The sequence below is a fragment of the Acidovorax sp. genome (genome assembly GCF_027492855.1).
Taxonomy (GTDB): Bacteria; Pseudomonadota; Gammaproteobacteria; order Burkholderiales; family Burkholderiaceae_C; genus Acidovorax.
Map to the genome: position 1 here is coordinate 1 of NZ_JAPUDY010000008.1, position 13434 is coordinate 13434.

13 protein-coding genes are annotated in these 13434 nt (G+C 60.4%); all 13 read right to left on the minus strand.

Annotated features, from left to right (window positions below; translation table 11 throughout):
- Window positions 1-139: 139 nt before the first annotated feature.
- Window positions 140-664, minus strand: a complete 525-nt coding sequence (locus Q0105_RS00910; RefSeq protein ID WP_063463243.1) for a phosphoribosyltransferase — start codon at window positions 662-664, stop codon at window positions 140-142.
- 60 nt (window positions 665-724) lie between these two features.
- Window positions 725-2101, minus strand: coding sequence for an adenylosuccinate synthase (locus Q0105_RS00915; RefSeq protein ID WP_298207798.1), 1377 nt, complete (start codon window positions 2099-2101; stop codon window positions 725-727).
- 27 nt (window positions 2102-2128) lie between these two features.
- Window positions 2129-3277 carry an ATP phosphoribosyltransferase regulatory subunit gene (locus tag Q0105_RS00920; RefSeq protein ID WP_298207799.1) on the minus strand — a complete coding sequence of 383 codons (1149 nt, stop codon included), beginning with the start codon at window positions 3275-3277 and terminating at the stop codon, window positions 2129-2131.
- Between the two features lie 88 nt (window positions 3278-3365).
- The gene (locus Q0105_RS00925) at window positions 3366-3551 is read right to left on the minus strand and encodes a DUF2065 domain-containing protein (RefSeq protein ID WP_298207800.1); all 186 of its coding nucleotides are present in this window, start codon (window positions 3549-3551) and stop codon (window positions 3366-3368) included.
- Between the two features lie 34 nt (window positions 3552-3585).
- Window positions 3586-4494, minus strand: a complete 909-nt coding sequence (gene hflC / locus Q0105_RS00930) for a protease modulator HflC (protein WP_298207801.1) — start codon at window positions 4492-4494, stop codon at window positions 3586-3588.
- 9 nt (window positions 4495-4503) lie between these two features.
- The gene (hflK, locus tag Q0105_RS00935; RefSeq protein WP_298207802.1) at window positions 4504-5871 is read right to left on the minus strand and encodes an FtsH protease activity modulator HflK; all 1368 of its coding nucleotides are present in this window, start codon (window positions 5869-5871) and stop codon (window positions 4504-4506) included.
- 53 nt (window positions 5872-5924) lie between these two features.
- Window positions 5925-7100 carry a GTPase HflX gene (gene hflX, locus Q0105_RS00940; protein ID WP_298207803.1) on the minus strand — a complete coding sequence of 392 codons (1176 nt, stop codon included), beginning with the start codon at window positions 7098-7100 and terminating at the stop codon, window positions 5925-5927.
- 60 nt (window positions 7101-7160) lie between these two features.
- Complete coding sequence (gene hfq, locus Q0105_RS00945) at window positions 7161-7415, minus strand: RNA chaperone Hfq (RefSeq protein WP_298207804.1); 255 nt, start codon at window positions 7413-7415, stop codon at window positions 7161-7163.
- Between the two features lie 106 nt (window positions 7416-7521).
- Window positions 7522-8865, minus strand: coding sequence for a ribosome biogenesis GTPase Der (gene der, locus Q0105_RS00950; RefSeq protein WP_298207806.1), 1344 nt, complete (start codon window positions 8863-8865; stop codon window positions 7522-7524).
- Window positions 8866-8878: 13 nt separating this feature from the next.
- The gene (gene bamB / locus Q0105_RS00955) at window positions 8879-10000 is read right to left on the minus strand and encodes an outer membrane protein assembly factor BamB (protein WP_298208379.1); all 1122 of its coding nucleotides are present in this window, start codon (window positions 9998-10000) and stop codon (window positions 8879-8881) included.
- Between the two features lie 44 nt (window positions 10001-10044).
- The gene (locus Q0105_RS00960; protein WP_298207808.1) at window positions 10045-10734 is read right to left on the minus strand and encodes a tetratricopeptide repeat protein; all 690 of its coding nucleotides are present in this window, start codon (window positions 10732-10734) and stop codon (window positions 10045-10047) included.
- Window positions 10735-10752: 18 nt separating this feature from the next.
- Window positions 10753-12048, minus strand: a complete 1296-nt coding sequence (gene hisS / locus Q0105_RS00965; protein ID WP_298208381.1) for a histidine--tRNA ligase — start codon at window positions 12046-12048, stop codon at window positions 10753-10755.
- Between the two features lie 120 nt (window positions 12049-12168).
- On the minus strand, window positions 12169-13434 hold the full coding sequence (gene ispG, locus Q0105_RS00970; RefSeq protein WP_298208383.1) for a flavodoxin-dependent (E)-4-hydroxy-3-methylbut-2-enyl-diphosphate synthase: 1266 nt from the start codon (window positions 13432-13434) through the stop codon (window positions 12169-12171).

Genomic DNA, 13434 nt, shown 5'->3' on the forward strand with positions numbered 1-13434 from the left:
CTTTCTCAAACCACTTCGCAACCATCAGCTGCGCAACCCAGCAAACCGGGCCAGCGACTCTCAGAAGCGAAGCCCTCGACTATAGCATGGCTTTCAAAGCGAAAGATGGAGATTTAGAAAAATCTCCATCTTTCTCTCTTCAAACCCGCCACTTCTCCAGCAACTTCTCTGGGCCAAGGCTGTCGTAGCCTTCGAACGGCTGATGAATCCATGGGTTTGTGGGCAAAAACTCCACTGAGTAGTCAGGAGTGAAGGTTGACAGGCCCTTGGTCCAGATCACCGCACTGCGCAACTCCGTGATGGGTGCATAGTTGGTCTTCAGCATGTCGATCACCGCATGCAGCGTGTGGCCTGAGTCGGCAAGATCATCAACCAGCAGCACCTTGCCAGCGATCTCGCCCTTTGGCGTGGTGATGAAGCGCGCGATGTCGAGATGGCCCTGCACAGTGCCAGCCTCGGCACGGTAGGAGCTTGTGGACATGATGGCCAGAGGCTTGTCGAAAATACGGCTCAGGATGTCGCCCGGACGCAATCCACCCCGGGCAAGGCAAAGAATCGTATCGAACGCCCACCCCGATTGGTGTACTTTGAGTGCCAGTTTCTCTATGAGGCTGTGGTACTCGTCGTAACTGACATAAAGATGTTTTCCGTCTTCGGTCAACATGGAATGGCTCCTGAATAAAAGGCTTTTGGCGCTGCAGCAACGATGCGATGAAGGCGATGCTCAATCCGCAACATAGGGATGGCGCATCATGATGGTGTGATCGCGATCAGGGCTGGTGGAGATCATGTCGATCGGCACCCCCGTTACCTGCTCAATGCGCTCCAGATAACGGCGTGCGCTTTCTGGCAATTTCGCGTAATCGGTCACGCCCACGGTGGATTCACTCCACCCTGGCAGCGTTTCATAGATGGGCGTGCAGCGAGCGATGTCTTCCGCGCCCATCGGCAGCAATTCGATACGCTCGCCATCCAGTTCGTAGCCCGTGCACAGCATCAACTCGGTCAATCCATCCAGTACATCCAGCTTCGTGATACAAAGGCCCGAGAGACCATTGACCTGCGCGCTGCGCTTGAGCAATGCAGCATCGAACCAGCCACAGCGTCGGCTGCGGCCCGTGGTCACACCCTTTTCAGCACCCACTGTGCTCATGTGGTAACCGGGGGTGCCGGGCACCTCCCAATCTAGCTCCGTCGGGAAGGGGCCGCCGCCCACACGGGTGCAATAGGCCTTGGTGATGCCCAGGATGTAGTGAAGCATTCCTGGCCCAACGCCGGAGCCCGCTGCCGCATTACCGGCGACGCAGTTGCTCGACGTGACATAGGGATAGGTGCCGTGATCGACATCCAGCAACGTGCCTTGGGCGCCTTCGAACAGAAGATTGGCGCCAGCGCGATGGGCCTCATTCAGCTCGCACGATACGTCCGCCATCATGGGCTTGAGCAATTCCGCATGGCGCATGGCTTCGGCATACACCACGTCGAACTGAACCTTGCCATCTTGGATGTAGGGCTTCAGTGCATCACCAAACACGAACTTCGCCGAGCCCAGATAGGTGGTGAGCATGTGGTTGTGCAGATCCAGCAACTCACGCAACTTGGCGGCAAAACGTTCAGGGTACTTCAGATCCTGTACGCGCAAAGCGCGGCGGGCAATCTTGTCCTCATAAGCCGGGCCAATGCCACGACCCGTGGTGCCAATCTTCTCGGCGCCCCCCTGCTCACGTGCGGCCTCGCGGGCCACATCGATGGCCGCATGGAACGGCAGGATCAGAGGACAGGCCTCACTGATGCGCAGGCGTGAACGCACTTCGACACCGGCCTTTTCAAGACCTTCGATTTCCTCGAACAGTTTGGCGGCCGACAGAACCACGCCGTTACCGATGTAGCACTTGACCCCTGGGCGCATGATGCCGCTGGGGATCAGGTGCAGCGCAGTTTTCACTCCGTTGATCACCAGCGTATGGCCTGCGTTATGCCCTCCCTGGAATCGGACGACTCCTTGCGCGCTTTCCGTCAGCCAATCGACCAACTTGCCTTTGCCTTCGTCGCCCCACTGGGTACCGACCACCACTACGTTGCGACCTTTGGTTGCTTTCATCTCAAACCCAATTCAAATGACAATTGCTCAAACAGCCTGCACGACCCATTGGCCCGCAACCTGAACCAGTTCACGGTCGCAGTGGAACTCATCCACTTCGCTTTCGTGCCCCGGCAAAACACATACCACCGTCTCGCCTGCAGCACGCAATTGGGCAATGGCAGCATTGACGTCCGCAGCTTCACCCCAGGGGGCGCGAATGGCGGCCTTCAATGCGCGCGGCGACACCACGCTCACGACTTGCTTGATATCCAGACTGAACCCAGCGGCGGGACGATTGCGTCCAAAAACGGCACCAACTTCGTCATATCGGCCACCACGGACCAAGGCGTCGCTGGCCCCATTGGCATAGATCGCGAAACGGGCACCGCTGTAATAGGCATACCCGCGCAAATCGGCCAGATCGAAGGTCACTGCGGCCCCCTCCAGGCGGGAGGCCAGCCACTTCAAATTCGATAGCACTTCTGGCACACCAGGCGTGCGCCTGAGAGTCTTTTCAGCCTCGACCAAAATCGATGCGTCTCCATAGAGCTGCAGCAGCGCGAGAAGACCTTCCCTGGAAGCCGCTGGAAAGTCACGGGTCAGCCCCGCCAGTTCCTGGGCATCCTTGGCGGCCAAAGCTGCATGAATGGCACTCAGCAGTTGCGGACTGACCGCCACGCCTGCCAGAAGGCTCCTGACAATGCGCACGTCGGCCAGATCAATAGTAGTGTCACGGACATCGGCAACACGCAGGCACTCCCTGGCAAGCTGCAAGGCCTCCAAGTCCGCCTCAACCCCAGCATGGCCATAGATCTCAGCACCAAACTGGAGTGGTTCGCGGGTGGCATGGGGGCGGTCGGGGCGGGTGTGCAGCACTGGCCCGCAGTAGCACAGGCGTGTGACCCCCTTGCGATTGAGCAGATGCGCGTCGATGCGGGCAACCTGGGGCGTAGTGTCAGCCCTCAGCCCCAAAGAACGGCCTGAGAGCTGATCCACCAGCTTGAAGGTCTGGAGGTCGAGCGCTTCGCCGGTGCCGGTCAGAAGCGACTCAAGGTGCTCCATCAGCGGCGGCATGACCAGCTCATAGCCGTAACAGCGCGCTGTATCAAGCAGCCCGCGACGCAATTCTTCGATGTGCCGCGCTTCGGACGGCAAGACATCGGCAATGTGATCCGGAAGGACCCAAGCAGACATGGAGAAAAGGGGAGGCTGTTAAAACCGTGATTCTACCGGCACCGGCGAAGAGTCCCCAAGGAATCTCCTGGCGACGCCATGGCGGCCGTCAAAGCCAAAGCAGCATTGCTGTACCCGCCAGAATGGCCAACAACGCGAAAAAGCGTATCTGGCCATCCTGCAACTGAGCAATCTGCAATACGGTGCGTCGCCAGCCTTGCGGAGAAAGAAAAGGCAGCAGCCCTTCAATCAATAGAACCAAGGCCAACGCGCCCCAAAGACTGTCCCACGTCATTCACAAACCCAAGGAGAAACGAGTCAACCTGGGCTTACTTGCGGGGAGCTGCCTGCGCAGCAGTTGGCGTGCCGCCACGGAAGACCTTGAAGAAATCCGATGAAGAAGGGTCGAGCACCATGACGTCACTCTTCTTGTTGAAGCTCAACTTGTAGGCATCAAGACTGCGATAGAACTGCGCAAATTGCGGATCCCGCCCAAAGGCTTCTGCGTAAATACGGGCAGCCTCGGCATCTCCCTCGCCCTTGACCTTCTGCGCGTCACGGTATGCGTTGGCAATGGTGATTTCACGCTGGCGGTCCGCGTCAGCGCGTATCTTTTCACCTTCGGCGGCACCCGTGGAACGCAGCTCGTTCGCTACACGCTTACGCTCTGCCTCCATGCGCCGGTACACGGATTCCGTGATCGCATCCACATAGTCGACGCGGGTGATGCGGACATCGACGACATCCACGCCCCAAGGTTTGGCGCCGCGCACGGTATCGAGTACTTCGCGCTTGACATCAGCCATCAACGCCTCACGCTTGACCGAAAGAAGCTCCTTGACGGTGCGCTTGTTGATCTCTTCCTGAAAGGCATTTCGAACCACACGGTTGAGCTGCATGGCACCAGCACTCTCATCCAGGCCCACATTCCGGATGTACTCCGTGGGCTCGGAGATGCGCCAACGGACATACCAGTCGATCACAACACGTTGTTTCTCGGCGGTCAGCATCGGCTCAGTGTCCGTGCTGTCCAATGTCAGAAGACGCTTGTCGATGTACGTCACGTTCTGGAACGGCGGAGGCAACTTGAAGTTGAGACCTGGTTCGGTAATCACCTCTTTGATCTGCCCCAGGGCATAAAGCACACCAAACTGCCGTTGATCCACAACAAAAAGCATGGAGCTCATGAGCGCAAGCACCACCAGAAAAGTGGATGCAATAAATCCGACTCTGTTCACAGACTGCTCCTAGCGAGATTCACGTTCACGGGTGCGATTGGAGTCTCGTGCCCGGGGATCATTGGAAAGATTGGCCGCAGGCACTGTGGGCGCAGCCGCAGGGGCGGCACCGGCAGCAGGTGCATCCAAAGACCCTGCCCCACTCGCAACGTTCTGCATGATCTTGTCGAGCGGCAAATACAGCAGGTTCGAGCCTTGGCGCGACTCCACCAGGACCTTAGTGACATTGCCGTAGATTTGCTGCATCGTGTCCAGGTACATCCGGTCCCGCGTGACTTGCGGCGCCTTCTGATACTCGGCCAGAACCGAAGAAAACCGCTGCGCATCGCCTTGCGCCTGGGCCACGATACGCGCCTTGTAGGCCGCAGCCTCTTCGTTCAGACGAGAGGCCGAACCGACTGCGCGTGGAATGACGTCGTTGGCGTATGCCTGCGCTTCGTTCTTGGCACGCTCGCGCTCCTGTCCCGCTTTCAGGACATCGTCAAACGAGGCCTGCACCTGCTCCGGCGGGCGAACGCCCCCTTGCTGCAGATTGATGCCAACCACCTCTACACCCACCTTGTAGCGATCGAGGATCGTCTGCATCAGCGTGCGAACACGCGGAGCGATCTGGTCGCGCTCTTCGGCCAGCGCCGTGTCCATGCGCATCTTGCCCACCACTTCACGCACTGCCGTTTCTGCAGCTTGCACGACGGCATCTGACGGGTTCTTGCTTTCGAACAGCCAAGCCCGCGCATCGCTCAGGCGATATTGCACTGCGAACTTGATTTCAACGATGTTTTCGTCTTCGGTGAGCATGGCGGACTCTCGCAAGCCCGTGCTCTTGATGACAGTGTCGCGGCCCACATCTGCGGAGCGGATCTGGGTGACGAAAACCAACTCGTGACGCTCGATAGGGTACGGCAGGCGCCAATTGAAGCCAGCCCCCACAGTGCTCTTGTACTTTCCGAACTGGGTAATGACGGCCTGCTGGCCTTCCTGAACGATGAAGAAACCCGTTCCCATCCAGATCACGAAGACGATGCCAGCAATCAGACCGACACCCACGCCAGCACTCTTCATGTCAGGCTGGAATCCACCGCCTGAACCGCCATTGCCGGTGCCACGGCCCCCACCATTCTTGCCGCCAAACAGCCCCCCCAGCTTGCGATTGAGGTCGCGCCAGAGTTCATCGAGATCCGGGGGCTGCTGCCCGTTGTTGGGACGCTGATCACCTCCCCGGGGACCGGGTGGTGGAGCCGCGGGCCGATCGTCAGGACGAGCGCCCTCATCCGGCTTGTCATCACCGCGACCCCAACGGGGGTCATTCAGGTTGAACATGCCCCGAATACGGTCTGGCAGTGAAGCCCAGCGTAGGGTTCGATTCTGAAAATTCATGCGCGAAGTCTCTGGTTCTCTGATGGCATCAGTCAATCCGTCATTGTGCCCAATCAAGGCATCACATCCGGCAATTCAATGGCGTCACCTGGGGTCATGTCCAACTGCGTGGCAAGCACTTTTTCCGAGAGCGCATGGCGCAGATTTTCCAGCCCCTCGCCCGACCGGGCACTCACGAACAACCGGGGAAGCAAATGTCCGGCAACCTCGTACTGATCCTGCAAATCTGGCGGGCGTCGCTCACTGGCGAGCGCATCGAGCTTATTGAACACCAGTATCTGGGGAATATCGGCCGCGCCAATCTCATGCAATACACGCTCGACCTGCGCCATTTGCTCCGGGAAATCCGCGTTGGACGCATCCACCACATGGAGCAGCAGATCCGCATCAATCGCCTCCTGCAGCGTCGCCTGGAAAGCATCCACCAAACCGTGTGGCAGATCACGAATGAAGCCCACCGTGTCAGACAGCGAAACAGATCGGCCCGCATCGGCAAGGTACAGCTGCCGGGTTGTGGTGTCGAGCGTGGCAAACAACTGGTCGGCCGCATAGGCGCGGGCCTTGACCAAGGCGTTAAACAGCGTCGATTTGCCTGCGTTGGTGTAGCCCACCAGCGAGATATTGAAGGTATCCCGCCGTTCTCGCTGCCGTCGCTGTGTTGATCGTTGTCGCTTGACCTTGACCAAACGCTCCTTGGTACGCTTGATGGCATCACCAATCATGCGGCGATCCAACTCGATCTGCTTTTCGCCTGGGCCACCACGAGCGCCAATACCACCTGTCTGGCGCTCCAAGTGCGACCAACGCCGAACCAGCCGGGTGCTCACATACTGAAGCTTGGCAAGCTCCACCTGCAACTTCCCCTCATGGCTGCGCGCGCGCTGGGCAAAGATCTCCAGGATCAACAACGTGCGGTCGTTGACGGGAAGCTCTATGTGGCGCTCAAGATTGCGCTGCTGGGCGGGACTGAGGGATTGGTCGAACAGCACCTCCACAGCACCATGCATCTGGGCCAGGGTGCGAATTTCGTCGGCCTTGCCACTACCCACAAACAGCGCAGCATCGGGTGCTTTGCGCTTACAGGTGATACGAGCAACCGGTTGCATGCCGGCCGTCTGCGCCAGCAAACCCAGTTCTTCCAGTTCGCCGTCAAAGTGAGGGAGTCCAAAGTCCACCCCCACCAACAAGACGGGGGCGATGTTTGCCTGAAGGGGCGTAGCCGAACTCAAAGCAAACCGCCCTCTGGTCCCACCTGATTCAGAATTAAAGACCGGTCAGACAGCAACAACTCAAGCGTTGCCGCTGTCTGCATCAGGCGTATCTGCCGTGGAAAAGTTGACTGCCCGGCCTGGAACGATCGTAGAGATCGCATGCTTGTAAACCATCTGGGTCACTGTGTTGCGCAGCAAAACCACATATTGGTCAAACGATTCAATCTGCCCCTGCAGCTTGATGCCATTGACCAAATAAATGGACACTGGAACATGCTCCCGACGCAATGCGTTCAGGAAGGGGTCTTGCAAAAGCTGGCCTTTATTGCTCACGATATTCTCCGTGTTCAAAATGTTGTTGTAAACCAGCACCTTACCACAGCCCAGGGCCTGCCCCGGCCGGTTTTCAGCATGTCCCTTCTTGACTCGTGACTTTGTCTTAACCCTCTTCCTTGTCGGCAAACGGGTTGTGGGAGGTCTTCATCTCGATTCGAAGGGGCGTTCCCACCAAATCGAACTCCTTGCGAAAGCGCCCTTCCAGAAAACGCTTGTAGGCGTCGGTCACATGCTCCAAAGAATTCCCGTGAATGACAATCACAGGGGGGTTCATGCCGCCCTGGTGTGCATAGCGCATCTTGGGGCGGAACATGCCCGCCCGCTTCGGGCTTTGGAACTGCACCGCCTCCAGCAGCAGACGGGTGAGCACGGGCGTGGACATCTTGCAGGTAGCCGCCCGGTGCGCCTGGGCGATGGATGTCCAGAGGGGGCCAAGGCCTTGGCGCTTCTTGGCCGAGATGAAATGCATTGAAGCAAACTTCAAGAAAGCCAACCGGGTCTCGATAGAGCGCTCCAACAACTGGCGCTGGTAGTCGTCCACCGCGTCCCACTTGTTCACGGCCAACACCACGGCGCGGCCGCTCTCCAGAATATAGCCAGCGATATGGGCATCCTGGTCCGTCACGCCCTGGGTCGCATCCAGCAAAAGCAGCACCACGCTGGCAGACTCAATCGCCTGCAGCGTCTTGACCACCGAGAACTTCTCAATCGCCTCGAAGACTTTGCCCTTGCGACGCAAACCCGCCGTATCCACCAACTCAAAACGCTGGCCATTGCGCTCAAACGGCACCGTGATCGCATCACGGGTCGTTCCTGGCATGTCAAACGCAACCAGCCGCTCCTCACCCAGCCAGGTGTTGATCAGCGTGGACTTGCCCACATTGGGGCGGCCCGCCACGGCCAGCTTGATGACGCCTTTGTCCGCATCGGCGTCCGACTCTTCGGGCTCGGGCAGGTGCAGCGGCTCCAGGGCAATATCCACCAGACTGCGGATACCCTGGCCGTGCGCTGCGGACACCGGATAGACCTCGCCCAGCCCCAACTCGTAAAACTCGGCCAGTTGCACGCCTTGCAGCATGCCTTCGGCCTTGTTGGCGACCAGCACGCAAGGCTTGCCCAGGCGACGCAGATAGTTGGCGATGTCGTGGTCTTGGGCGGACACGCCTGCGCGGGCATCAACCACAAAGATGACGACATCGGCCTCGGCCACCGCCTGCTGGGTCTGCTTGGCCATTTCACGGTAAATGCCGCTGGAGGCATCAGGCTCAAAGCCACCGGTGTCGATGACGATGTACTCGTGCTTGCCCTGCTTGCCATTGCCGTAATGCCGGTCACGCGTAAGCCCGGCAAAGTCAGCCACGATGGCATCGCGGGACTTGGTCAGACGGTTGAAAAGCGTGGATTTACCGACATTCGGACGCCCCACGAGGGCGATAACTGGCTTCATTGAATAAGACCGATCAATCCGGACGGAATCCGTAAATACTGCCGTTGCGGGTCACAACCACCAAAGTGTCTGCCGCCATGACGGGTGCTGCCGCAATGCCGGAACCATCCGTGGCAATGCGATTGAGTGGCGAGCCGTCCGTGCGGGACAACAAATGCACCAAGCCTGTGTTGTCACCAATCACCACGGAACGTCCGAGCAACAGCGGGGCCGTCAGTTGGCGGTGCTTGAGCCTGTCGCTCCCCCACAAACGCGAGCCATCGCTTCGGCGCCAGGCGGCCACCGTGCCATTGCTCTCGACTCCGAAAAGCGCCTCGGCATCGCCGTGGACCCCCTCGGCACCGTTGGCGGGCTGCGTCCACGCGACAGTTCCCCGACCCGCATTCACACAACCCACAGCGGCTTGGAATGACCGTGCGCACACGCTGTCGTCAACCTTGCTGGTGCGTCCAACCAGCTCCACCAGGCGCTCTACATCGTTGGTGCCACGCGCGCTGGCGATGGGTGCTTCCCAACGCACGCTTCCGTTGTCGGGGTTCAGGCCCACAAGTCGGCCAGACAGCCCCACCACCAGGGTATCGCCCACCGCCAAGAGCACGCCTGCCTGCCGCAAAACCAGCGCCTCACCGGGGCGCTGCTGAGCCCACAGCTTACGCCCGGTGGCTCCGTCATAGGCGGATACCGAACGGTCTGCGGCCAACACGAACACACGCCCACCAGCCACCAGGGGCGGCGTAAAGACCTGGGCGGCGAGCGTTTCGCGCCACCGTTCGCGGCCAGAGTCCACCATGATCAGCGCGTTATCGCGCGACACCACAGCCGCCGACTTGCCATCGCTTCCGACTGCGGCCGACAACGGCGTGCCCAGCGCCGTGCGCCAGATATCACCACCGGTGCGGGCATCAATGGCGGCGACCACGCCATCGGCAGAGGCCACCGTCACCACATGGCCTGCAACATGCGCCTCCAGCGGCAAACCGGCCACATTGCCCACGCGGGCAGTCCACGCCTGCCGAACACCCAGCACAGCGACATTCGCCCCCAAGTCGGCGGGCACGGGTTTTTTGCTGCCGCCACTCCACAACGAGCACCCGGTCAGTGCCACAACAAGCATGGCCACAGCCGTGGCGCGCATGAAGGATGGGCGGCCAGACACCGCATTTGGAGTCAATGTCATGTTTACTTGGCTTCCACAGGGGAGTTGGTGGCCGCAATCACTGTTGCGCCTTGTGGCGAAACACCCAGCGCATTGAGCTTGATTTCGACCAGGCGACGGTATTCGACACCCTCTTCGAGACCCTTGTAGGCCTTGGTGTATTCGGCAATGGCTTCCTGGCGCTTGTCTTGCAACTGCAGAACATCACCCTTGCGATCCGCCACGACAGACGCGAACTCGGGAGGGAAGCTGCCGGACACCTGCTTGAGGGCCTCGTCATAGTTCTTCTGCTCCATCAGCACGCTGGCCAGACGCAACTGCGCCAGCGCCTTCAGACCTTCATCTTTCGACTGTTCTGCCACCCAGGTCAATGCGTCTTTCGCGCCATCGGAATTACCGGCATCCTGCATAGACTTGGCGACCAGCAAGCCCGCCTGCCCGGCTTGTGTGGTGCCTGCATACTTGGATTTCAGATCGCCAAAGGCCTGCTCAAGGCGCGCCTTCTCACCCGATTTAGCGGCCACGTCCACCGCATCAAAAAGTGCGGCCGCCTGGGTGGCCTGCCGGTTCTGCCAGTACTGGTAGCCGTTCCATGCGGCAACGGAGCCCGCGACCACCAGCACCACCGAGCTGATCAGCGTGCCCCAGGTGTTCCAGAAATGCTTGAGCTGGTCAAGTTGCTCTTGTTCTTCAAGATCGAGATGTTTGGCCATAAAAATCAGCGTTTCAAATTAAGCGTTGGATTGTAGGGTGGCGGCCCATTGCGCCACGTCGGCCAGGGAGTGCTCGGCCTGGGCGCCGCTGCCGTCGCGCAAGGCCTTGACGGTGACCTGGCCGCGCGCGAGCTCGTCTTCACCGAAGATGAGTGCATGGCGCGCGCCACTGGCGTCGGCCTTCTTGAACTGGGATTTCATGCTGCCCGCGCCTTCCGCGCCGCCCGCATGTTGCACCACATTCAGCCCGGCAGCACGCAATGCCTCCAGCGTGACGATCACGGGGGCCAACGCGGTGCCGGGAGGCACGATGGCATAGACATCAGCCGCCGTAGAGGGCATGGGCAGATTCAGCTCATCGGCCAGCAACAACAGCCGCTCTATCCCTAGGCCAAAGCCCACGGCGGGGGCAGCCTTGCCGCCCAGTTGCTCAATGAGGCCGTCGTAGCGCCCGCCGCCACACACCGTGCCTTGCGAGCCCAACTGGTCGGTTACCCATTCGAACACGGTCAGGTTGTAATAGTCCATGCCACGCACCAGGCGCGGGTTGACGCGGTACTCCAGGCCCACGGCCTCCAGTACGGCGCGCACGGCGTCGAAGTGGGCGCGCGAGGCCTCGCCCAGAAAATCCATGAGCTTAGGGGCGGCTTCGATCAATGCCTGCATCGCCGGGTTCTTGCTGTCCAGAATGCGCAGCGGGTTGCTGTGCAGGCGGCGGCGCGCTTCTTCGTCGAGCTGGTCCTGGTGCTGCTCGAAGTAGCGGATCAGTGCCTCGCGGTGCTCGCGGCGCTCGGCGCTCTGGCCCAGGCTGTTGATCTCCAGCCGCACATGCTGGCCTTCGACCAGGCCCAGCTCGCGCCACAGTGCGCGGGCCACCAGGATGATTTCCGCATCCACATCCGGCCCGGCAAAACCCAGTGCCTCCACGTCCAGTTGGTTGAACTGGCGGTAGCGGCCCTTTTGCGGACGCTCGTGGCGGAACATGGGGCCCTGCGTCCACACGCGCAGCGGGCCGTTGTAGAGCGCGTTGTGCTCCACCATGGCGCGCACGATACCAGCGGTGGCCTCGGGGCGCAGGGTGAGCTTGTCGCCATTCATGGAGTCGGTAAAGGAATACATCTCCTTCTCGACGATGTCCGTCACCTCACCCAGCCCGCGCACGAACAACGCCGTGGGCTCGACGATGGGCGTCAGCAGGTACTGGTAGCCGTAGCGGGCCAGCACCTTGCGCACCGCCGCCTCGAACCACTGCCAGCGTGCGGAGGTCGGCAGCTTCTCGGTGCGCGGCACCGAGGCGGGCAGGATGTCGTTCATGCCTTTGACGGCGCTCAGCTTCTGCACTTTGCTCACTGCGGGGATTTCCTGAATATTTGAATGAAATGAGGCTCTAGCGCTCTAAAAACATGCGCCAACAGCTATAATTTTTATAGCAAATCAATGACTGCCGTAGCGCCGCTCGACATACTGCTCGACGATGGCGTGAAACTCTTGCGCAATGCGCTCACCGCGTAGCGTCAAGGCCTTTTCACCGTCGATGAACACAGGTGCCGCCGGGGCTTCGCCCGTGCCGGGCAGGCTGATGCCGATGTCAGCATGTTTGCTCTCGCCAGGGCCATTGACGATGCAACCCATCACCGCCACCTTCATACCCTCCACGCCCGGATAGCGCACGCGCCACACGGGCATTTGCGCACGCAGGTAGTCGTCGATCTGTTTGGCCAGCTCCTGGAACGTGGTGCTGGTGGTGCGCCCGCAGCCGGGGCAGGCCGTGACGCTGGGCACGAACACGCGCAGGCCCAGCGATTGCAGAATCTCGGACGCGACCACCACCTCTTGGGTGCGCGCCTCGCCGGGCTGCGGCGTGAGCGATACGCGAATGGTGTCGCCAATGCCTTCCTGCAGCAGGATACCCAGTGCCGTGCTGGACGCCACCGTTCCCTTGGTGCCCATACCCGCCTCGGTCAGGCCCAGGTGCAGCGCGTAGTCGCAGCGGCGCGCCAACTCGCGGTAAACGGCGATCAGGTCCTGCACACCGCTGACTTTGCACGAGAGAATGATCTGGTCGCCGCTCAGGCCCATGGTTTCAGCCAACCGGGCGGACTCGATGGCCGATGTAATCAGCGCCTCATACATCACCTGCCGCGCCTCCCAAGGCTGGGCGCGTCGGCTGTTGGCGTCCATCAGGCTGGCGAGCAAATCCTGGTCGAGACTGCCCCAGTTCACGCCAATGCGCACGGCCTTGTCCCAGCGCACGGCCGCTTCGATCATCTGGCCGAACTGCTTGTCCTTCTTGTCGCCTTTGCCCACGTTGCCGGGGTTGATGCGGTACTTGGAGAGTGCCTGCGCGCAGTCGGGGAAATCGGTGAGAAGACGGTGTCCGTTGTAGTGGAAATCGCCCACCAGCGGCACGCTCTCGCCCATCCGATCCAACTGCTCGCGGATATAGGGCACCGCTGCTGCCGCTTCGGGGGTGTTGACGGTGATACGGACAAACTCAGACCCAGCCTGGGCCAACTCCTTGACCTGGATCGCGGTGCCAATGGCATCCACGGTGTCGGTATTGGTCATGGACTGCACGCGCACAGGGGCATCTCCACCCACCGTGACGATCCGGGAGCCCCAGACAACCTTTGCCTGGCGCGACCGGCGGGGCAAAGGGGCTGCGACCGCTACCGGGCCAAAATCATGCAAAGGCTTCAG